This is a genomic window from Erythrobacter sp. (assembly GCF_040217515.1).
GTDB lineage: Bacteria > Pseudomonadota > Alphaproteobacteria > Sphingomonadales > Sphingomonadaceae > Erythrobacter.
Window position 1 is genome coordinate 215,880 of the sequence record NZ_JAVJPT010000007.1, and the last position, 18,151, is coordinate 234,030.

Annotated in this window: 24 protein-coding genes; 5 read left to right on the plus strand and 19 right to left on the minus strand. The window is 65.0% G+C overall.

Annotated features, from left to right (window positions below; genetic code table 11):
* Positions 1–6 precede the first annotated feature (6 nt).
* A complete protein-coding gene (locus tag RIB52_RS09465; RefSeq protein WP_350175178.1) occupies positions 7–651 on the plus strand; it encodes a DUF1826 domain-containing protein in 645 nt (214 codons plus the stop codon).
* 43 nt (positions 652–694) lie between these two features.
* Here the strand turns inward: RIB52_RS09465 and RIB52_RS09470 are convergent, their stop codons facing one another.
* The 5 genes from RIB52_RS09470 to argB form a co-directional block, all read right to left on the minus strand.
* Positions 695–1,318, minus strand: a complete 624-nt coding sequence (locus RIB52_RS09470) for a MarC family protein (RefSeq protein WP_350175306.1) — start codon at positions 1,316–1,318, stop codon at positions 695–697.
* Positions 1,319–1,367: 49 nt separating this feature from the next.
* Positions 1,368–2,141: a hypothetical protein gene (locus RIB52_RS09475; RefSeq protein WP_350175179.1), complete on the minus strand. Its 774-nt coding sequence runs from the start codon at positions 2,139–2,141 to the stop codon at positions 1,368–1,370.
* Positions 2,138–3,034 (minus strand): bifunctional methylenetetrahydrofolate dehydrogenase/methenyltetrahydrofolate cyclohydrolase FolD, encoded by an 897-nt coding sequence (gene folD / locus RIB52_RS09480; RefSeq protein WP_350175180.1) that lies wholly within the window; start codon positions 3,032–3,034, stop codon positions 2,138–2,140. Before folD ends, RIB52_RS09475 begins: the two co-directional genes overlap by 4 nt.
* Before the next feature lie 8 nt (positions 3,035–3,042).
* Positions 3,043–3,339 (minus strand): YggT family protein, encoded by a 297-nt coding sequence (locus RIB52_RS09485; RefSeq protein WP_350175181.1) that lies wholly within the window; start codon positions 3,337–3,339, stop codon positions 3,043–3,045.
* A gap of 117 nt (positions 3,340–3,456) precedes the next feature.
* Positions 3,457–4,383, minus strand: a complete 927-nt coding sequence (argB, locus tag RIB52_RS09490; protein ID WP_350175182.1) for an acetylglutamate kinase — start codon at positions 4,381–4,383, stop codon at positions 3,457–3,459.
* 139 nt (positions 4,384–4,522) lie between these two features.
* Here argB and RIB52_RS09495 point away from each other — a divergent pair, with 139 nt between their 5' ends.
* Positions 4,523–5,086 carry a thermonuclease family protein gene (locus RIB52_RS09495; RefSeq protein ID WP_350175183.1) on the plus strand — a complete coding sequence of 188 codons (564 nt, stop codon included), beginning with the start codon at positions 4,523–4,525 and terminating at the stop codon, positions 5,084–5,086.
* 67 nt (positions 5,087–5,153) lie between these two features.
* Complete coding sequence (locus RIB52_RS09500; RefSeq protein WP_350175184.1) at positions 5,154–5,537, plus strand: DUF4870 family protein; 384 nt, start codon at positions 5,154–5,156, stop codon at positions 5,535–5,537.
* Between the two features lie 18 nt (positions 5,538–5,555).
* On the opposite strand, the gene RIB52_RS09505 is transcribed toward RIB52_RS09500, so the two are convergent.
* The 7 genes from RIB52_RS09505 to RIB52_RS09535 all read right to left on the minus strand — a co-directional run bounded on the left by RIB52_RS09505 (position 5,556) and on the right by RIB52_RS09535 (position 10,585).
* Entirely contained in the window at positions 5,556–6,488 is a 933-nt protein-coding gene (locus tag RIB52_RS09505; protein ID WP_350175185.1) for a sulfotransferase domain-containing protein, read from the minus strand.
* A 107-nt stretch (positions 6,489–6,595) separates the two neighbouring features.
* Positions 6,596–6,850, minus strand: a complete 255-nt coding sequence (locus tag RIB52_RS09510; protein ID WP_350175186.1) for a hypothetical protein — start codon at positions 6,848–6,850, stop codon at positions 6,596–6,598.
* A 222-nt stretch (positions 6,851–7,072) separates the two neighbouring features.
* Positions 7,073–7,219: a hypothetical protein gene (locus tag RIB52_RS09515; RefSeq protein WP_350175187.1), complete on the minus strand. Its 147-nt coding sequence runs from the start codon at positions 7,217–7,219 to the stop codon at positions 7,073–7,075.
* Positions 7,212–7,475: an HP1242/YdcH family protein gene (locus RIB52_RS09520; RefSeq protein ID WP_350175188.1), complete on the minus strand. Its 264-nt coding sequence runs from the start codon at positions 7,473–7,475 to the stop codon at positions 7,212–7,214. The genes RIB52_RS09515 and RIB52_RS09520 overlap by 8 nt, the downstream gene beginning before the upstream one ends.
* Before the next feature lie 590 nt (positions 7,476–8,065).
* Positions 8,066–8,800 (minus strand): BglII/BstYI family type II restriction endonuclease, encoded by a 735-nt coding sequence (locus RIB52_RS09525; RefSeq protein ID WP_350175189.1) that lies wholly within the window; start codon positions 8,798–8,800, stop codon positions 8,066–8,068.
* Positions 8,800–9,453 (minus strand): MT-A70 family methyltransferase, encoded by a 654-nt coding sequence (locus tag RIB52_RS09530; RefSeq protein ID WP_350175190.1) that lies wholly within the window; start codon positions 9,451–9,453, stop codon positions 8,800–8,802. The genes RIB52_RS09525 and RIB52_RS09530 overlap by 1 nt, the downstream gene beginning before the upstream one ends.
* Positions 9,454–9,538: 85 nt before the next feature.
* Positions 9,539–10,585: a ribonucleotide-diphosphate reductase subunit beta gene (locus RIB52_RS09535; protein ID WP_350175191.1), complete on the minus strand. Its 1,047-nt coding sequence runs from the start codon at positions 10,583–10,585 to the stop codon at positions 9,539–9,541.
* Between the two features lie 333 nt (positions 10,586–10,918).
* Here RIB52_RS09535 and RIB52_RS09540 point away from each other — a divergent pair, with 333 nt between their 5' ends.
* Positions 10,919–11,263, plus strand: a complete 345-nt coding sequence (locus RIB52_RS09540; protein ID WP_350175192.1) for a hypothetical protein — start codon at positions 10,919–10,921, stop codon at positions 11,261–11,263.
* A 70-nt stretch (positions 11,264–11,333) separates the two neighbouring features.
* On the opposite strand, the gene RIB52_RS09545 is transcribed toward RIB52_RS09540, so the two are convergent.
* The 5 genes from RIB52_RS09545 to RIB52_RS09565 form a co-directional block, all read right to left on the minus strand.
* Positions 11,334–11,621 carry a hypothetical protein gene (locus RIB52_RS09545; RefSeq protein ID WP_350175193.1) on the minus strand — a complete coding sequence of 96 codons (288 nt, stop codon included), beginning with the start codon at positions 11,619–11,621 and terminating at the stop codon, positions 11,334–11,336.
* A 2-nt stretch (positions 11,622–11,623) separates the two neighbouring features.
* Positions 11,624–11,809 carry a hypothetical protein gene (locus tag RIB52_RS09550; RefSeq protein WP_350175194.1) on the minus strand — a complete coding sequence of 62 codons (186 nt, stop codon included), beginning with the start codon at positions 11,807–11,809 and terminating at the stop codon, positions 11,624–11,626.
* A gap of 139 nt (positions 11,810–11,948) precedes the next feature.
* The gene (locus RIB52_RS09555) at positions 11,949–12,299 is read right to left on the minus strand and encodes a PilZ domain-containing protein (protein ID WP_350175195.1); all 351 of its coding nucleotides are present in this window, start codon (positions 12,297–12,299) and stop codon (positions 11,949–11,951) included.
* A gap of 60 nt (positions 12,300–12,359) precedes the next feature.
* Positions 12,360–12,677 carry a hypothetical protein gene (locus RIB52_RS09560; RefSeq protein ID WP_350175196.1) on the minus strand — a complete coding sequence of 106 codons (318 nt, stop codon included), beginning with the start codon at positions 12,675–12,677 and terminating at the stop codon, positions 12,360–12,362.
* 10 nt (positions 12,678–12,687) lie between these two features.
* Entirely contained in the window at positions 12,688–14,694 is a 2,007-nt protein-coding gene (locus tag RIB52_RS09565; RefSeq protein ID WP_502879510.1) for a ribonucleoside-diphosphate reductase subunit alpha, read from the minus strand.
* Between the two features lie 636 nt (positions 14,695–15,330).
* On the opposite strand from RIB52_RS09565, the gene RIB52_RS09570 reads away from it, so the two are divergent.
* A complete protein-coding gene (locus RIB52_RS09570; RefSeq protein WP_350175197.1) occupies positions 15,331–16,416 on the plus strand; it encodes a transporter in 1,086 nt (361 codons plus the stop codon).
* Between the two features lie 51 nt (positions 16,417–16,467).
* On the opposite strand, the gene RIB52_RS09575 is transcribed toward RIB52_RS09570, so the two are convergent.
* Positions 16,468–17,079: an LON peptidase substrate-binding domain-containing protein gene (locus RIB52_RS09575; protein ID WP_350175198.1), complete on the minus strand. Its 612-nt coding sequence runs from the start codon at positions 17,077–17,079 to the stop codon at positions 16,468–16,470.
* Between the two features lie 22 nt (positions 17,080–17,101).
* Positions 17,102–18,034, minus strand: coding sequence for a tetratricopeptide repeat protein (locus RIB52_RS09580; RefSeq protein ID WP_350175308.1), 933 nt, complete (start codon positions 18,032–18,034; stop codon positions 17,102–17,104).
* Positions 18,035–18,151: the final 117 nt, after the last annotated feature.

Genomic DNA, 18,151 nt, shown 5'->3' on the forward strand with positions numbered 1-18,151 from the left:
CCCGCCGTGCCCGGCACGATTACACAAGAACCAGCGAGCCTTTCCGACGCTGCCAGCGCGGCCGCGCTGTCGACCGCCCCGGGCGTGCTCGCCTCGATCCGCGAACCAGATTGCAACCTCGTCGTATGGCAGCGCCTGCCCGCGATCGACTGGAGCCCGCTGCTGGGCGGCGCCACGCAGGATGCACCGCAGGATATCCGCTTCTGCACGTCGCGCACCGAGCTTGCGCCGCGCCTGATCGCGGCTCTTGCGCGTCACGGATTCGGCGCGCGCCATCTCCACCGGGCGCTTGCCGAGGATGCAGCGCTGCTTGCCGGTCTGTTCTGCTCCGCGCTCGGGATCGAGGACCTCGAATTGCGGCTCGAGATCGTCCGGACCGATTCGTGCCGGAAATTCCATGCCGATTACGTCGCCGCCCGCCTGATCACGACCTATGTCGGGCCGGGCACGCAATGGCTCTCTCGGGATGACGCCGCGCGGGTCCGTAGCGGAGACGAACCGCGGCGGATCAACCGGCTCGAGACCGGCGATGTCGGCATTTTCAAGGGCAAGCGCGCAACCGATCAGCCCGCGATCCACCGCTCGCCCCCGATTGCGACCGCAAACGGGCCGCGCCTCCTGCTGGTGTTGAACCGGACGGATTCACCGTAAACGTTCGGCGACGCCCTGCAGGCGACGCGCCGACTGCCACCGCTTACAGGCCGAAGCTGCCCTTCATCCCGTCGATCACATATTGCGCCGCAAGCGCTGCCAGCAGCACGCCGAGCAGGCGGGTAATGACCGCCTCGACCTTGTCGCCGAGCAGGCGGATGATCGGCCCTGCCGCGACCAGCGCCGCCGCCGTCATCGCCAGCACCGCGCCCAGCGCCGCGAACACTTCGATCCGCTCGCCCGCGCTTTCGGCCTCGTTCATCAGCAGCATGATGGCCGCGATCGCGCCGGGTCCCGCGAGCATCGGCATCGCCATCGGAAACACGGAGACATCCTCGATTTCCGGAGTCGCGGCGACCTTTTCGGCGCGTTCCTCGCGGCGCTGGGTGCGCTTTTCGAAAACCATGTCGAAAGCGATCCAGAACAGCATCAGCCCCCCTGCGATGCGGAAGCTATCGAGCTCGATATGGAGCGCGGAAAGCAGCGGCTCGCCGAAAAAGGCGAAAATCAGGAGGATGATCGCGGCAATGACGGTCGCGCGCAGCGCCATGGCACGCGCCTGCGCCGAGCTGGCCTGCTTGGTCAGACCGGCATAGATCGGCGCACAGCCCGGCGGGTCGATCACCACGAACAGGGTGATGAACGCCGAGACGAAAAGTTCGGACAGGATCACGACGGGGCCTCAAACACGGGTGCGGCTGGCGAGCCGCCCCTGATCATTCCTGCGGCGAAGATGCAAGGTTTTCCTCGATCGCGGTGACCCATTCTCCCTGGTGGAAATAATCGACCGCGACCTGTTTCGTCCCGTCCGCTGCGTGTTCCCAGCGCCAGCGCAGGGTCCCGTCGCCCGAAAGCCTGGCATTGCCCGGCCCTTCGCCGATCGGGATGGCGGGCGGGGCGGGAACCTCGAGCCCGCGCGGCGGACAGCTCGCAACGAGGCCCCGGATCGCATCCAAAGCGGTGACGACGATATCGCCCTCGCCGACCTGCGGTTTTGCCGCTGGCGGCGGCTGCGGATCGTCGCGTCCGGCAACGTCGTAGGTCCACCTGTAGCTGCCGTCGGATTGCCGCGCCCAGGCGGTGATATAATTGCCGACATAGCCCTCGGGCTCGCGAAAGCGCCCCGCGCTCACCGCCGCCGCCCCATCGCAGCTCATGACCACCATGCGCGGTGCCCATTGGAACGGTGTGTCCGGATCCTCCAGCGTGCCGGCCAGTGCGGTGAAGGCGACGGGACCGTTGCGGCCGTGCAGCAGGGCCGCGGGCGCGGCAAAGGCGCCCATAGCCGTGAATTGGCCCTGTTCACGTGCGGCGCGGGCATAGGCAAGCTCGGTCGCCACCACGAGGCTCGGCTGCGCTTCGCCCGGCGCACCCGTGAGCACACGGTTGATGACCTCGGGCGGAGGCCCGCGCCGTTGTCCGCCCGCGCAGCCGGTCAGGGCGAGCGCGGCAGCGGCGAGCGCCAGCCCGGCGGCGGCACGCCCGCTCACAGCCCCTCCGGCGGGGCGAGCCCCTCATTGCGATGCGCGGCGACCAGCGTGTTTCGAAGCAGCACGGCGATGGTCATCGGGCCGACCCCGCCCGGCACCGGGGTGATCGCACCCGCAACCTCGGACGCTTCGTCATAGGCGACATCGCCGACCAGCCGCCCTTTGTCCCTGCCCGGCTCGGGGGGCAGGCGATTGATGCCGACATCGATCACCGTCGCCCCGGGCTTGAGCCAGTCGGAGCGGATCATTTCGGGCCGGCCGACCGCGGCAACGACGATGTCGGCGCGGCGCACGACCTCGGCGAGGTCCCTGGTCCGGCTATGGGCGATGGTGACGGTCGCATTGGCCGCGAGCAGGAGCTGCGCCATCGGCTTGCCGACGATGTTGGAGCGTCCGATCACGACCGCTTCCAGCCCCGACAGGTCGCCGAGGCGCTCGGTCAGCATCATCATGCAGCCCAGCGGCGTGCAGGGCACGAAGCCAACCTGCCCGACGGCGAGCCGACCGGCATTGATGACGTGAAAGCCGTCGACGTCCTTGTCCGGGTGGATCGCGGCGATCACCGCCTGTTCGTCGATGTGATCCGGCAGCGGGAGCTGGACGAGGATGCCGTCGACCGTCGCGTCGGCGTTGAGCCTTTCGACCAGCGCGAGGAGGTCCGCCTCGCTCGTCTCGACCGGCAGGCGATGTTCGAAACTGTCCATGTTGGCCGCGACACAGGCCTTGCCCTTGGAGCCGACATAGACCTGGCTTGCCGGGTCCTCGCCCACCAGCACCACTGCGAGCCCCGGCTTGCGCCCGGCCTTTGCGGCGAAGGCCAGCGCGTGTTCGCCGACCTTTTCGCGCAGGCGCGCGGCGAAGGCCTTGCCGTCGATCCGGGCAGCTTTCTTCACGGTTTCGCTCAATACGCGCTCTGGATCAGGGCCTGGATCACCCGCAGCAGGATCTGCAGCAGGATGATCAGCACAAGCGGCGAGAAATCGATCGTCCCCGTATCGGGCATGATGCGGCGGATAGGCCGCAGGATCGGATCGAGCAGGCTGTTGATCGAGGTGTAGAACGCCATCAGGAACTGGTTGGAGGGGCTCACCACGTTGAACGCGAAGAGCAGCCCGATCACGAACTGGATGATGATGAGCATCACCAGCGCGCTCGTGAGGATGGAGATGATGTCGTAGACTGCGAGTAATCCTTGCATGGGCCTGCCTGTAATCCGTTCTGCGCGCCCGAGGCGCCGTTTTGGTCCCTGACTAGCGTGTTACACGAGCAATACACTTAATTCCAGTGCGATGCTCCCGCGCTCCTTTCCTCCCAGTTAGGGATTACCCTGCGCGCGCACCAGCGTTCCCGCGCCCCTGGCGGTGAAGAATTCGAGCAGCATCGCATGCGCCACCCGTCCGTCGAGCACCACCGCCGCCTCGCAGCCCGATTCGACCGCCGCGACGCAGGTTTCGAGCTTGGGCACCATGCCGCCCTTTATCGTTCCCTCATCCTTCAGCCGCGCGATGTCGGCTGGGGTCAGGTCGGACAGCAGCTCGCCTTGCGCATCGAGCACGCCCGCCACGTCCGTCAGCAGGAACAGTCGCGCCGCGCCCAGCGCCGCCGCGATCGCGCCCGCCATGGTGTCGGCGTTGATGTTGTAGGTCGCCCCGTCCGATCCCGGCGCGATCGGGGCGATGACGGGGATCATGCCGGCGGCGACCGCAGTGTCGATCACGCCGGTGTCGACCGCTGCGGGCTCGCCGACGAAGCCGAGATCGACCACGCTTTCGATCAGGCTTTCGGGATCCCGGGTGGTGCGCTCGACCTTCTTCGCGGTGACGAGCCCGCCATCCTTGCCCGACAGGCCGATCGCCTTGCCCCCCGCGCCGGCGAGCCAGCCGACCAGTTCCTTGTTGATCGCGCCCGACAGGACCATTTCGGCGATCTTCGCGGTCGCCTCGTCGGTCACGCGCAGACCGTCGATGAACGTGCTTTCCACCCCCAGCCGCCTCAGCATGTCGCCGATCTGCGGGCCTCCGCCATGGACCACGACCGGATTGATGCCGACCGCCTTCAACAGCACGATGTCCTCGGCGAAATCGCGCGCGGCCTCCGGCTCGCCCATCGCGTGCCCGCCATATTTCACGACGAATGTGCGCCCGGCATAGCGCTGGAAATAGGGCAGGGCCTCGATCAGCACCTCGGCCTTGGACAGGCCCCGGGCGAGATCGCCGCCGCCATTTTCCCCCTTCGCGCCCATGATCCTGCCCCTTACGCTTCGTGCAAGCGGGCCGCTTAGCCGCTTGCGGGGCGGATGCAAAGCTCGGATGGGCCCGCGTAGGGGTGGCCTGCACGCCGAGTGGCGCAGCCCGCCGGGTGATGCTAGCACCGCGCACGTCATGTCACCGCGCTTTCGTTCCCCGCTGCGCCGCAATCCCGCCGGCCCGTCGCCCCGCATGCTGACATGGTGGATGCTATGGCGCGTGCCCGCGCTGCTCGGCATCGTCATGGCGGCATGGTGGTTCGGCGTGCGCCCGGTGCTCGAGGAGCGCGGCTGGGTCACTGTCGAAGCGCGCTTCGCCGCGTGCGGGGGCGATACCGGCGGTGCAGATGGCTGCGTGGTCGACGGGGACACCCTTGTGCTTTTCGGCAGCGGGAACGACATGCGCCGCATTCGCCTCACGGGTTTCGACGCGCCGGAACTGGACGGCGCCTGCGAGGCGGAACGCAAGGCCGCGCTCAGGGCGAAGCGGGCGCTGCTCGAATGGCTCGAACGCGGCGCTTTCGAATGGGATGGCGGGGCCGACCCACCACGCGACCGCTATGACCGGGAGCTTCGCCGGGTGAGACGCGAAACCGCATCCAGCGGGCAGGAAGACCTCGCGGAGGCCATGGTGGCGCGCGGCTTGGCGGCGCGGGGCGGCCGGGGGGCGAGCACGGTCGATTGGTGCGCCCGTGAGTGAGCCGGGGCTTGCCGCCGGCTCGGCAAGGTTTATTGTTGCACCGCCTCGATGGCACAGGGGATCGACCATGAACGCTACCGAACCGACCGATCCCGGGCGCGGCGGACCGCCGGCAGGCTCGGGCTTCGATTTCAACCAGCCGACCGTGATCGCGCTGCTTTACCTGCTCAGTTTCGTGACCGGCATTACCGGCCTGATCGGTATCGTGCTGGCCCATGTCTGGCAGGGCGACAACCGCGAGGCGTGGGCCGCATCGCATTTCAGCTATCTCATCCGGACCTTCTGGTTCGGCCTGCTGGCAAGCTTTGTCGCCGGGCTGTTGAGCCTTGTCCTGATCGGCTTTCTGCTCTTCCCGGTGATCGCCGTATGGGTCGGGGTGCGCAGCGTGCTGAGCCTCGTGAAAGCGCAGAAGCACGAGCCCATGCCCGACCCGGGCACGCTGCTGTTCTGACGCTCACGGCCCGACACGTCACGCAGACAGACGGGTCTCGATCTCGGCTGCGAGCGAGGCGAAATCGGCGTGGCCCGTCACCGGCGCGATCCGTTCGGCCCACATGGCATCGATTTCCCCGGCGATGGCCGGCGGCAGCAGGTCGAGCGTGCTTCCGCTCGCCTGGACCTTGGACGAATCGCTCGACGCGGGAACGCCCGCTTTGTCCTCGAGCACGCGGCAGATCATGCCGTCGTCGAAGCAGTCCTTGTGCGCGGCCATGAATTCGCGGGTGGTGCGTTCCATCGCCAGTGCCTCGATTTCGGGTGTCAGGGCGATGTCGCAGAAAGCGGCGAGGCTGCGCAGGGCGCGCTCGCGGTTCTTCACCACCCAGCGATAGGGCATCAGCAGCGTGTCTGTCTCGCCGCGGCGGGCATACCAACTCAGAAGGTGGGTGAAATAATCCGTCCCGCCGGGACCGCCGCCCATCCATAACGGCATGAAGCCCTCGATCGGGACCGAGCCGTCCTCGATATGCCAGCCATTGATGAAGCGGTAGAAGGAGACATAGGTTTCCTTGGGATCGCGCAGGGTCACGACATAACGCTGGCCAGCGGGCAGGCGTTCGTATTCGCGGTGCGATTTGAACCCGCGCGGCTCGGCGCGCTGCGGGGCGGTCATGTCGAAATCGAGCAGATAGGCGGTGTCGTCCCACGGCACGACGCGGCTGATATCGTCGAAATCCATGTCCCCGCCCGCAGCGCCCATGCGCAACTGGTGGAACATCTGCTGCATCATGGTGGTGCCGCTTTTCGCCCAGCTGGTGATGAAGACATCGCGCCGGCCCTCCTCTCGCGGCCGATAGGGCCGGTGGCAGGGCCGTTCCCCGCGCGAGGCGAATTCCATCAGTTCGCCGAAACCCTCGATGCTGCGCGCCTGGCCCGGCAGCGCAGTGGGTGTATCCTGAGTCACGATTGTCTTCCCCCCCCGGCACGGCGCGACCCGTTCCCGCGAGGGGAGTGTAGAGCGAAGGCGGCCGACGGCAAGAAAGATCGCTTCGCCGCCCGTCGGCCGCGCGTCTATTCGGCGGCGGTCTCTTCGCCTTCGCCGGTGTCCTCGGGTCGGACCGGGGTCATCTCGACTTCGGGCACGTCGACCGGGACTTCGTCCGGATCGACTTCGCGGACCTGCAATTCGCCTCCCGAAAGGTCCTCGGCATCGACCTCGTATGTTTTTTCCTCTTCCTCGGCGCAGGCCGCAAGCGCCAGGGCGGGGGCGAGTGCCACGGCGGTGCCGGCAAGCACGCGGCGGGCGGAACGGGCGAACAGGGTCATGGCGGATCCTCCTTGATTGTGCGGGGCAGGGATAACGCAGGCAGGCGGCAGGGAGAAAGCGAATTTCGCCGCACCGGGCCGGAAGGGGGCGGCGCATCGCCTCGTGCGCCGCCCGCAGGTCTCCGCTTCCGTGGGATCGGTCGGAGCGGACACCCCCCGTTTCTCGAGGCGACGGGGAGCTGGACTGTTTCTTTCGCGGCGCGCCCGGCGCGTCGGCAGGTCTTACGCCCGCGCGCGCTTGACCGCCCGCCGCGCCAGCATCGCCGTGCCGAGCAGCGCCATGGCCGTGCGGCGACGGCGGCGGTGGCGACGGATGCGGCGGGCCAGCCCGCTCATCGCGCCGGGCGGTTTGGGCAGCAGGCTAGGCATGGGCCATCTTGCCTTCCGCCCGCTCCACCATCAGCGCGATCTCGTCGAGCAAAGCGAGGCGGCGGCGCTTCAACTGTTCGGCGTAATCGTCGCTCGCCGGTTCGATCTCGCTTTCGATCCGGTGGATCGCCCGGTTCACCGCGTGATAGCGCCCGGCGAGGTTGTTGAAATGCGCATCGCCGAGCTTGAGCCGGTGCAGTACCTCGGCATCGTGCGGGAATTCGTCGTGCAGTTCATGCGGTGTGTGTGCGGACATATCCGGTTCTCCCCATTGGCGGTGATGGGAAGGCTATGGCGGGCGGGGCAACGCGTCTTTGACGCAGGTCAAAGGGCCGCGCGCGACGGGTCTGCGCGATACGGCGACCCCGGCGGGAGCGGGACCGGGACGCGGCGGCGGTGCGCGCGAAAAGGTGACAAAGGTTACACCCTGTCACCTTTTCTCCCCGCCGTTTTTCCGTTTCATCACAGGCACTTGAGCGCGGCTACGCCAAGCGGACGGACAGGGGAAGCAGGGCCTTTTCACAAGCTTCCGGCGGCACGCGCCGGTCTACCGACGATTGCAAAGAACCGCGCTGGGTTTAGCCTAGGCGCGCCGTGTAGGAAATCGCCCCGCCCGGGCGATGCGGCGGCTTGCCGCGCATTGCTAGGCGCGGGCGCGTTCTCGCTCGAGGCCGCCCCCGGAGCCGCAAGCCGCGAGAGCCATGGCCGGCCTTGCGCATCGTGACCCGCGGCGGCGAGAGCCTCGGGCAGCTTCCGGTGCGCGAAGGGCTGGCCGAGCGATGGGGCGGGGCGCGGGTGGTGTGGTGTTGAGGGGAGAGGGCGGGGGGGGTCGCCCATCCCATTCCCTTAAGCGGTCATATCAATTATCGATGCTGGCATTCCAATAAGAATAAGTGGACATGGATTGCCGACGCCACGAGAAACACGGTCCATGAGTTTCGACCAGTGTGTCGTGGCCATCCCATATTTGCTCGAAGTGAATCGTTTCGCCCATGCTTTATCGAAAGAGGCTCCGTTTTCGACTGCCTTGCGAATCGCTGCCCGATGCTTCGGAGTAGGATCAATTTCTAATCTCTCAAGGTCAGAAAAATCCTTGATCCCATTATCAGTCGCGAATTGCTCAATCCGGGCTAGTATTTCGCTCTGCATAGTGCTTCCGCGAGTTATGATCGAGGCAACAGAGATAACCCCTTCGGCATGCAATCGCTTAAAATTCTCAAGGTCGCGATCGAAAAAAGGATCCTTGTTGTTCCACTCAATTTCCAACGCGAAGGTGCCATTATCGAATGTTCTGACGTGATCAATCTCATGCGTGATGGACTCCTTCACAATCCCATCGACGGTCTTTCTAATTTCAAAATTATGCTTCGGCCACTTAGTATCGGCCAGTGCGCGGCGCAGTCTTTGCGTCATCTTAGTTTCGCCGCCGCCGCTGCCCACAATTTCTGAAATTGGGAGCGAAAGGTGAAGTAGTGCAGTTTCTATCTCGACCACAGCTTCTGGAAAGTCTGTGCCAATTATCGCTTCGGCGTGGTTGATCGATTGGATCTCGAAACCGCGACCCCTGAGTATCTCGAACATCACTTCACCGGAACAGACGTCCGACTATTGTAGGAATAAGTGTTCCAGTCAGGCTCATAGGCAGTATCAGCCTGATTGCCCCAAACCGTCCAGCCCTTGCGGACGCCGCGACTGAACAGCTCGATCCGTGGACCCCAACTGCAACCTTCAATGATCGGGTATTGCTCGTCAGGCTTCCGGCTGTGTTCGCGCTTCTGGCTTCGAATGATGTTCACTTGTCTCCGCCCAGGCGCGAGTGTGCGAGCATTCTTGCCGCGAACCCCGAATAATAGGATTTCGGTGACATTGCGGAAATAGAATCCGACGCCTCGGCCATCAGGTCCGCCGTCCTTCCGGACCTTTTCCCAGATGATATTCGAGACGTAGCGGAAGCCCCATGCCTCCATTACGCGCATCCCTTCGGGCAAGAGCGCGTTTGGAACCCAAAGGTAAAGATGCGCCGGATCGGCAGCGACTTCGGCTACGGGAAGCTCACAAATATCTTCGAGCGTCATGGTCCCATAGCGATTGAGACGCTTGTGCTCGGGCGCGACCTTTCCGGTGCGATTCTGAAACTGCCACGGTGGATCGGCAAGGATGGTCCCGAACTGCTTGCCATTTGCCGTCCGTAGCAAGCTCGCGGCCGGCTCTTGGCTTCCTAAAGGATCAAGCATTTTGGCACCTCCGCTTTGGAACAAAACAAGATCTGAATCAAAGCGGAGGCCGGGTCAAGTGCGCATGCCGCCATAATGGCGAATTCTACTCCGCAGCCTCGACCCCGAACATGTCCGGGCCGTCGCCCTCTTCGGCGACCTCGTTCGCGGCTTTCGCCTTCTGGCGCTTGTCGAAGCTCGACCACACGTCGTTCCAGTTGCCGGTGGTCGCGCCCTTCGAATATTCGGTCGCGCGGGTTTCGAAGAAGTTCGCGTGCTCGACCCCGTTCAGCAGCGGCGCGAGCCAGGGCAGCGGGTGATCCTCGACCATGTAGATCGGCGGCAGGCCGAGCTGGTTCAGCCGCCAGTCGGCGATGTAGCGGATATACTTCTTGATCTCCTTCGGGCTCATCCCGTCGACCGGGCCCATCTCGAAGGCGAGGTCGATGAAGGCGTCCTCCAGCCGCACCGTCTTCTGGCAGATGTCGATGATGTCCTCCTTCACCGCCTTGGTGAGGCAGCCGCGTTCCTCGCAGAAGGCGTGGAACAGCTTGATGATGCCTTCGCAGTGGAGCGATTCGTCGCGCACCGACCAGCTGACGATCTGGCCCATGCCCTTCATCTTGTTGTGGCGCGGGAAGTTCATCAGCATGGCGAAGCTGGCGAAAAGCTGCAGCCCTTCGGTGAAGCCGCCGAACATGGCGAGCGTGCGGGCGATATCCTCGTCCGTGTCGACGCCGAACTGGTGAAGGTAATCGTGCTTGTCCTTCATCTCCTCGTATTCGAGGAAGGCGGCGTATTCGCTTTCGGGCATCCCGATCGTGTCGAGCAGGTGCGAATAGGCGGCGATGTGCACCGTCTCCATGTTGGAGAAGGCAGTGAGCATCATCTTGACCTCGGTCGGCTTGAACACGCGGCCGTAATTGTCGTGGTAGCAATCCTGCACCTCGACATCGGCCTGGGTGAAGAAGCGGAAGATCTGGGTGAGCAGGTTGCGCTCATGCTCGGTGATCTTCTGCGCCCAGTCGCGGCAATCTTCGCCCAGCGGCACTTCCTCGGGCATCCAGTGGATCTGCTGCTGGCGTTTCCAGAAGTCGTAGGCCCACGGATATTCGAACGGCTTGTAGGTCTTGCGGGCTTCGAGCAACGACATCTTGTGATCCCCTGAGTTTGAGTGAACGTCCTATATAGGGAATCAAACTACGGATTCGAAGGCAAGCGGCGATGATTCGGCGGGGATAAACCGTGCATTTTGTGAGTCGAATCGAATCCGGGGAAAAGCACGGTGTCCGTCGCCTGCCGCGCTCCGGCCATCGCAGGGCGCGGCAGGCGGCGAGCGGATCGGCGCTGCGGGCGGGCCTTCGTCCGTCCCTTCGCTTGCGCCACACTCACGCCCGATGCGCCGCATCGCAAGGGACTTTCTCGGAACACCGCCCTGCCCTGCCGGATTGATTCGACGACCGATCAATCGACAGGAGAAACACCCATGGCGAAATCCGAGCCCATCACCGGCCCCTTTCCCGACGGCGATTCGCGCAACATCACGCTGACGCCTTCGACCCATCCGATGGAGCCCGAGCGCAGCGGGCCGGCCGAACCCGGCTATCGCCATGAGAACGCGCCCGACAGCGTGATGGGCGATCTCGCCCATAGCGAATACAAGCAGGAAGCCCGGCCCGACCGCGAGGACGGTGCGAGCCATGCCCCGGCCGCGGAAATGGGCTTCGGTTCGGTCGGCGGGGCGATCGACCAGGTCGCTCTCGGCGATACGGGCGACGATCCCGCGACGCGCGTGCGCACCGATGCCGCGCGCTCGCTTTCGGGCCAGTAAGGCTCGCCGGACCTGAAACGGAAAACGCCGCATCCGGGCCTGCCGGTTGCGGCGTTTTCGTGCGCGGCGTTCAGTCGCGGCGGCTGCGCGATCCGAATACGCTTCCCCCGCCGAGCACGGTGATGCCCAGGAAAAACCCGAAATCGTACCAGCCGCCCGAATTGGGCACGGCATAGATCGCGATCTCCTCGGAAAAGAGCGAGCCGATCCATGCGAAGGGAAAGACGAAACCGTGCCACAGCCCCCACCAGAAGCCGGGCGTGCCCGCGGCCTCGCTCACGCCCGCATCGACCTGGCGCGCGCAGGCCGAGACGAGCAGGGCCAGCGCGAGAGCGGCCAACAGGCGGGGCGTGGCCATGGTCAATTCAGCGCCGCGAACATGATGAACAGGCACGCGGGCAGGAACAGCGAGCCCATGCCGACATGGATCATCGCCGCATTGCGCAGGTGACCCTCGCGGTTCTTGCGCAGTTCGAGCCATGCACGGATGAGAAAAACGATCGAGACGACAGCACCGAAAACACCCGCCCAGAACGGCAGACCCATGACTTCCTACCCCTTTTTCGCGCCGCCAAAGTATTGCGGCATCACAAGTATGTCACAGCCGTGCAGGCTTGGCGAGTGCGCGCGGCGCATCGGCGATTGCGCTGTTTTCGGCCCCAGCGCGCCTGTGCGGCTGGTGTCCTTACAGGCAGGGACGCAGCCCGTGGCCGCGCTGGCGCGGATCGGCGAAGGCCCGCCCGGCCTCGTCCCAGCGTTCCTCGGCGAGAAGGGCGAAAACCCGTTGGGGCAGCGGGGTCTGGAATTCGAGCCCGACGCGGCTGCCCTGGCGCCATGCGACTTCGGCGACATGCGGGCCCGTCCCGGCAATGAACAGGCGGACATGCTGGCCCAGCCCCATGCCGCCGCGCGGATCGTCGACCCGGCAGCCGCCGCAGGACAGGTCGTGCAGATCGATGTCCCACTGCATCCCGCGCGCCGTACGGCAGGAGCCGGTGGCGTTTGTCGGCACGCGCTGGGATCGGCGGTTGTTCATGGCGCGGGACCTAAGTCCGCGCGGGTAAAGAGGGGTTTGCCCGGGCCTAGGGGGCTGTTCTTATTCGCCGCCGTCTGCGCCCGGCTCGCCCCGCGCCTTTTTCAGCCGATAGCCTATGCCCAGACAGGCAAGGCCGACCGGAACGCTCCACAGCAGGACGAACAGCATTTTCTCGGCCAGCCCGCCCTCGATCAGTTCGGTGCAGGCATACTGGGTAATCAGTCCTGTGAACGCCCTCCCAAGGCCGGTGAGAATATCGCAAGTCTCCGGCCATTCGACCGAGAACCTCAGGAGGAAATAGGCAACCGCATAGGACACGAGGACCACAGCCAGCCATGGATCGATCGGCTCGCTGTGATCCCCGCCATATCGTCCCATGACAGGTGCCCTACTGGCAGCTTAAACATTCCTCGTAATCGGTCTGTTCGCCTCCTGCCGCCAGTTCGAACTTGGTCGCCTCGGGCGTGTTGTCGGCTTCGACCCCGCCGGCGAAACCCGCGCGCTGCACCGACTTCGAGCGCAGGTAATAGAGCGACTTGATGCCCTTCTCCCACGCCTGGAAATGCAGCATCATCAGGTCCCACTTGTCGACATCGGCGGGGATGAACAGGTTGAGCGACTGCGCCTGGTCGACATAGGGCGAGCGGTCGGCCGCGAATTCGAGCAGCCAGCGCTGGTCGATCTCGAAGCTGGTCTTGAAGGTCGCCTTTTCCTCTGCGGTGAGGAAATCGAGATGCGCGACCGAGCCGCCGCGCTCGAGGATCGAATTCCACACATTGGTCGAATTCTTGGCCTTCTTGTCGAGCAGCTTTTCCAGGTAGGGGTTCTTGACGATGAAGGAGCCCGACAGCGTCTTGTGGGTGTAGATATTCGCCGGGATCGGCTCGATGCAGGCGCTCGTCCCGCCGCAGATGATCGAGATAGACGCGGTCGGCGCGATCGCCATCTTGCACGAAAACCGCTCCATCGCGCCCATTTCGGCGGCATCGGGGCACGGCCCGCGTTCCTGGGCCAGCAGCATCGAGGCTTCGGACGCCTTGGCCTGGATGTGCTGGAACATCTTGAGGTTGTGCGCCTTGGCCATCGCGGATTCGAAACCCAGCCCCTTCGACTGGAGGAAGGAGTGAAAACCCATCACGCCGAGGCCGACGCTGCGTTCGCGCTCGGCGGAATATTTCGCGCGGGCCATCTCGTCGGGCGCGCGGTCGATATAATCCTGCAGCACGTTGTCGAGGAAGCGCATCACGTCTTCGATGAAACGCTTGTCGGTGTTCCACTCGTCCCACTTTTCAAGGTTCAGTGAGGACAGGCAGCACACTGCGGTGCGATCATTGCCGAGGTGGTCGATGCCGGTCGGCAGGGTAATTTCGCTGCACAGGTTCGACGTCGAAACCTTGAGGCCCAGATCGCGGTGATGCTTGGGCATCATGCGGTTCACCGTGTCGTTGAACACGATGTAGGGCTCACCCGTGGCGAGGCGGGTTTCGACCAGTTTCTGGAACAGCGAACGCGCATCGACGGTGGCGCGCACTTCGCCGGTCTTGGGGCTTTTCAGGTCGAAGCGATCGCCCGCGCGCACCGCTTCCATGAATTCGTCGGTGACGAGAACGCCGTGATGCAGGTTCAAGGCCTTGCGGTTGAAATCTCCGCTAGGTTTGCGGATTTCGAGGAATTCCTCGATTTCGGGGTGCGAGATGTCGAGATAGCACGCCGCCGAGCCGCGCCGCAGCGAGCCTTGCGAAATCGCAAGAGTGAGGCTGTCCATCACCCGCACGAAGGGGATGATGCCGCTGGTCTTGCCGTTGAGGCCGACCGGTTCGCCGATGCCGCGCACATTGCCCCAATAGGTGCCGATGCCGCCGCCTTTCGAGGCGAGCCAGACATTCTCGTTCCACGTGCCGACGATCCCGTCGAGACTGTCGGACACGCTGTTCAGATAGCAGGAGATCGGCAGGCCCCGGCTGGTCCCGCCATTCGAGAGCACCGGCGTTGCGGGCATGAACCACAGGTTCGAGATGTAGTCGTAGAGCCGCTGGGCGTGGGCCTCGTCATCGGCATAGGCATCGGCGACCCGCGCGAACAGATCCTGGTAGCTTTCACCGGGCAGGAGATAGCGGTCGGTCAGCGTTTCCTTGCCGAATTCGGTCAGGTTCGCATCGCGCGCGGGATCGATCTTGATCGCGAACCGGCGCGGATTGACGGTCTTGCTGTCGGGTTTCGCCGAGGACCGGGCCGCGACCTTTGCCGCTTCCTTCATGGCGCCCGCCATGGCCTCGCCCGCCTTCTCGGCGATCAGTTCCTCGCTGCCTGCGTCCTGTCTTGTCATGTTCACGGCCTTTCCTGTCGGGTCGGCGGTTGCGGCGTCGTCGGTCGTTACGGTCATGTTTTCGCCCATATTCTCGCCCACGCTTTCGGTCGGCACGCTGTCGCTCGTCTTGAATTCCATCGTCACACCCACTTGTCCCCCGAATCGCCCCATGACCGCAAGGGGCCATGTTCCAATTCTGTTCCATATCGATCCATCGACAGGCTTGCCCACATCCTGTCCCCGGCAAGCCCACAGGCCTGTCACCGGGAACGGCTGGCGCGCCCCCTCGCCGGTCCTTCGCCGGACCTTCGCCGGGGAATCCGAAGCCATGCCCACCCTTTGGGGGTCGGCCGGGGGATTCACCATGGCTGGGGGGTCCGTCTCGAACCTAACCACTAGATGATGAATCGGCCGGGGACTCCCGTCAACGGGCGATTAACCCTTAGCTCGGGTTCGCAGGCGCCCGGGACCCCCAAAGGACACGCGCGACGCGTGGACCAAGCTAGGGTCACGCATCGCGCAAGGGGCAAAATGAAACTGTGAAGAAAAATTTGGTGATTGAATCATGTGAATCAACGCGTGAATCTTTCACAAGCTGGCGTGCAATCTTGTTGCGTCCTTGTTGCGCCGGCCCACCGCATGACGCGCGCCCTCTGAGCGGTTGGTCCCCATTGCCGAAGGCTCCGTATCGGGGCATCGGCAATGCGAAAGGGATTTTTCCGGATGAACCACCCACATATCCTTGCAAGCGCAGCCATGGCCTTCGCTCTCGCCGCGCCTGCGGGCGCTCAGATGCCCCGGGCCGACAGCCATGCCCCGATCGGCGTGATGGCCGACCACGCCAAGAAAAAGGGCATGGTCATGGTCTCCTTCCGCGTCGTGCATATGGAGATGGAAGGCAACCGGATCGGGACCGACAGCGTCACGCCCGACACGATCGTCACCACCATCCCCAACCGCTTTGCCGGCCAGCCGATGCAGCCGCCCACGCTGCGCATCGTGCCGACCGAAATGCGCACCGACATGTACATGCTCGGCATGATGTATGCCCCGTCCGATGCGGTAACGCTGATGGTGATGGGCAACTATATCGAACGCGAGATGGAGCACATCACCTACCAGGGCGGCATGGGGACGGACCGGCTCGGCACTTTCACCACCAATCCCAAGGCATTGGGCGATACGATGCTCGCCGCGCTCTTCCCGCTGCTCGGCCTGCCCGATGCGCAGGACGAAAGCCCGGACGAGATCACGCTCAGGGCCGGGATCAGCGTGCCGACCGGCTCGATCGACGAAACCGTCGCGGCCCTGACCCCGATGGGCACGCGCCCGACCCTGCGCGCGCCCTACATGATGCAGACGGGCACGGGGACATGGGACCTCGAACCGGCGCTGACCTACAAGGGCCGCCGCGGCCGGATGGGCTTCGGCGCGCAGGCGCGGGCGGAAATCAGGCTCGGCGACAACAAGGCCGGCTATGCCTTCGGCGATGTCTACGAGGGCACGGCGTGGGTCAGCTACCGCCCGGCACAGTGGATCAGCCTGTCGGGCCGCGTGCGCGGGCGGACCACGGGCCGGATCGACGGGATCGATCCGAACATCGTCGGCCCCGTGCAGACCGCCGACCCAGACCTGCAGGGCGGCGAGCGCCTCGACCTGATCGGCGGGGTCAATCTCGTGGCGACCCAGGGCGCCCTTGCCGGACACCGGCTCGGCATCGAAATCGGCGTGCCGGCGGTGCAGGACCTCAACGGCCCGCAGATGGCGGCGCAGTGGTTCGCCACGATCGGCTGGCAGAAGGGTTTCTGAGCACGGCAGGCAGGCGGCGGGCGCAGGCAAAGCGGACGTCGACCTGTGCGCCTATTGCAGCGTCATGATCTCCTCGCCCCCGTCGCGCCGGCCGTAGAACTGCATCAGCTGGACGAGCAATTCGCACCGCGCCGAAAGGTTCTCCGCCTCCAGCAAAGCCTGTTTCGAAGCCGGGTCGAAGGGGGCGATCTGGGAGACGCCGTTGATGAGCGACTGGTCGTCCAGCCGCTCGACCGAATCCCAGTCGACGCTGTAGCCTTGGCTGTTGGCGAATTCGCGCGCTTCGCGTTCGAACCCGCCGCGCTGGGCGTGGGTCAGGGTTTCGTCCTCGTTGTCCTCGATCAGCTCGCCCTCGACCTGGCGGAAGGCGGAGGTCACGTCGAGCTCGCGGACCAGGCGGAAACGCGATTCGCCTTCGAGGATGAGGTTGTAGCGCCCGTCGTCCATCGCCTCGATCTCGCCGATCCGCCCGACGCAGCCAACCGTGTAAAGCGGCGCGCCATCGATCGGCCGCTGCGGCTGGATCATCGCGATCCGCCGGTCGCGCACCAGCGCATCGCCGACCAGCGCACGGTAGCGCGGCTCGAAGATGTGGAGCGGCAATTGCAGCCCGGGGAAGAGCACGGCGCCCGGAAGGGGAAAGATCGAAAGGCGGATGGTCATGAATCTGTGCGCTTTCCGGGCCTTACCCGAACAGGATCTTGGACAGGCGGCGGCGGGTGGCGACGACCCACGGATCCTCCAGCCCGATCGCCTCGAACATCTTGAGCAGTTGCGCGCGCGCCGCGCCATCGTTCCATTCGCGGTCCTTTTCGACCATGCAAAGCAGCGTGTCCGCGGCCTCGTCGCGGCGCCCGGCGGCGAAGGCGGCCTCGGCATAGGCGAGCTGCGCGTCCATGTGGTCGGGGCTCGCCTCGGCCCTGGCCTTGAGCTCGGCCAGTTCGCCTTCGTCCACCCGCGTCCCGGCAAGGTCGAGCGCGGCCTTGGCCGCGCCCATCGCCGGGTCGGCGGCAAGGCGCGGATCGTTCGACATCGCCTCGAAGACCTGCCGCGCCTCCTCGACCTGGTCCAGCTGCACCAGTGCCCGCACGAGGCCGGAAGCCGCCTGCCCATTGTCGGGCGCGAATTCGGTGACCTGTCCGAAAATGCCCGCCGCACGCTGCGCATCGCCGCCGGTCAGGGCCTCTTCGCCCATGGCCACGAATTGCGCGATTTCCTCGGGCGAGGGGCCCTGCTGCTGGCCACCCGCGCCATCGGCGCCTTCCTGCACCGGCAATTGTTGGAGCAGCTGGTCGAGAACCTGCTTCAATTGCGATTCGCTGCGCGCGCTGGTGAGGTCGGCGACCGGCTGGCCCTGGAACATGGCATAGACGGTCGGGATCGAGCGGACCTGGAACTGGCCCGCGATGAACTGCTCCTCGTCGACATTGATCTTGGCGAGCACCACGCCCTTGTCGGCATATTCGGCGGCCACTTTCTCGAGCATCGGCGCGAGCGCCTTGCACGGGCCGCACCATTCGGCCCAGAAATCGAGGATGACGAGCTTTGTCTGGGAGGGTTCGACAACGGTCTTGCGGAAGCGGTCGACCGCTTTCTGTTCTTCGATATTGAGACCCATGCTGGCCAAGGGAATGCTCCTCTCGTTGGGCTGGTGCCGTCTGCGGCTGTCCGGTCAATATGGCACAATGTGGGAGGTTTTGGGGTTTTGTGAAGCGCACATTTGCGGTGGAGCCCG

Bases quoted from the DNA above. Each gene is read 5' to 3' on its own strand.
- RIB52_RS09545 (WP_350175193.1), bottom strand. From the start codon at position 11,621: ATGGCCACGCCCCGCCTGTTGGCCGCTCTCGCGCTGGCCCTGCTCGTC.
- RIB52_RS09495 (WP_350175183.1), top strand. From the start codon at position 4,523: ATGTCACCGCGCTTTCGTTCCCCGCTGCGCCGCAATCCCGCCGGCCCG.
- RIB52_RS09535 (WP_350175191.1), bottom strand. From the start codon at position 10,585: ATGTCGTTGCTCGAAGCCCGCAAGACCTACAAGCCGTTCGAATATCCG.
- RIB52_RS09565 (WP_502879510.1), bottom strand. From the start codon at position 14,694: ATGGGCGAAAACATGACCGTAACGACCGACGACGCCGCAACCGCCGAC.
- RIB52_RS09580 (WP_350175308.1), bottom strand. From the start codon at position 18,034: ATGGGTCTCAATATCGAAGAACAGAAAGCGGTCGACCGCTTCCGCAAG.
- RIB52_RS09560 (WP_350175196.1), bottom strand. From the start codon at position 12,677: ATGGGACGATATGGCGGGGATCACAGCGAGCCGATCGATCCATGGCTG.
- RIB52_RS09575 (WP_350175198.1), bottom strand. From the start codon at position 17,079: ATGACCATCCGCCTTTCGATCTTTCCCCTTCCGGGCGCCGTGCTCTTC.
- RIB52_RS09485 (WP_350175181.1), bottom strand. From the start codon at position 3,339: ATGCAAGGATTACTCGCAGTCTACGACATCATCTCCATCCTCACGAGC.
- RIB52_RS09550 (WP_350175194.1), bottom strand. From the start codon at position 11,809: ATGGGTCTGCCGTTCTGGGCGGGTGTTTTCGGTGCTGTCGTCTCGATC.
- RIB52_RS09570 (WP_350175197.1), top strand. From the start codon at position 15,331: ATGAACCACCCACATATCCTTGCAAGCGCAGCCATGGCCTTCGCTCTC.
- RIB52_RS09555 (WP_350175195.1), bottom strand. From the start codon at position 12,299: ATGAACAACCGCCGATCCCAGCGCGTGCCGACAAACGCCACCGGCTCC.
- RIB52_RS09525 (WP_350175189.1), bottom strand. From the start codon at position 8,800: ATGTTCGAGATACTCAGGGGTCGCGGTTTCGAGATCCAATCGATCAAC.
- RIB52_RS09520 (WP_350175188.1), bottom strand. From the start codon at position 7,475: ATGTCCGCACACACACCGCATGAACTGCACGACGAATTCCCGCACGAT.
- argB (WP_350175182.1), bottom strand. From the start codon at position 4,383: ATGGGCGCGAAGGGGGAAAATGGCGGCGGCGATCTCGCCCGGGGCCTG.
- RIB52_RS09500 (WP_350175184.1), top strand. From the start codon at position 5,154: ATGAACGCTACCGAACCGACCGATCCCGGGCGCGGCGGACCGCCGGCA.
- RIB52_RS09540 (WP_350175192.1), top strand. From the start codon at position 10,919: ATGGCGAAATCCGAGCCCATCACCGGCCCCTTTCCCGACGGCGATTCG.
- RIB52_RS09515 (WP_350175187.1), bottom strand. From the start codon at position 7,219: ATGCCTAGCCTGCTGCCCAAACCGCCCGGCGCGATGAGCGGGCTGGCC.
- RIB52_RS09530 (WP_350175190.1), bottom strand. From the start codon at position 9,453: ATGCTTGATCCTTTAGGAAGCCAAGAGCCGGCCGCGAGCTTGCTACGG.
- RIB52_RS09510 (WP_350175186.1), bottom strand. From the start codon at position 6,850: ATGACCCTGTTCGCCCGTTCCGCCCGCCGCGTGCTTGCCGGCACCGCC.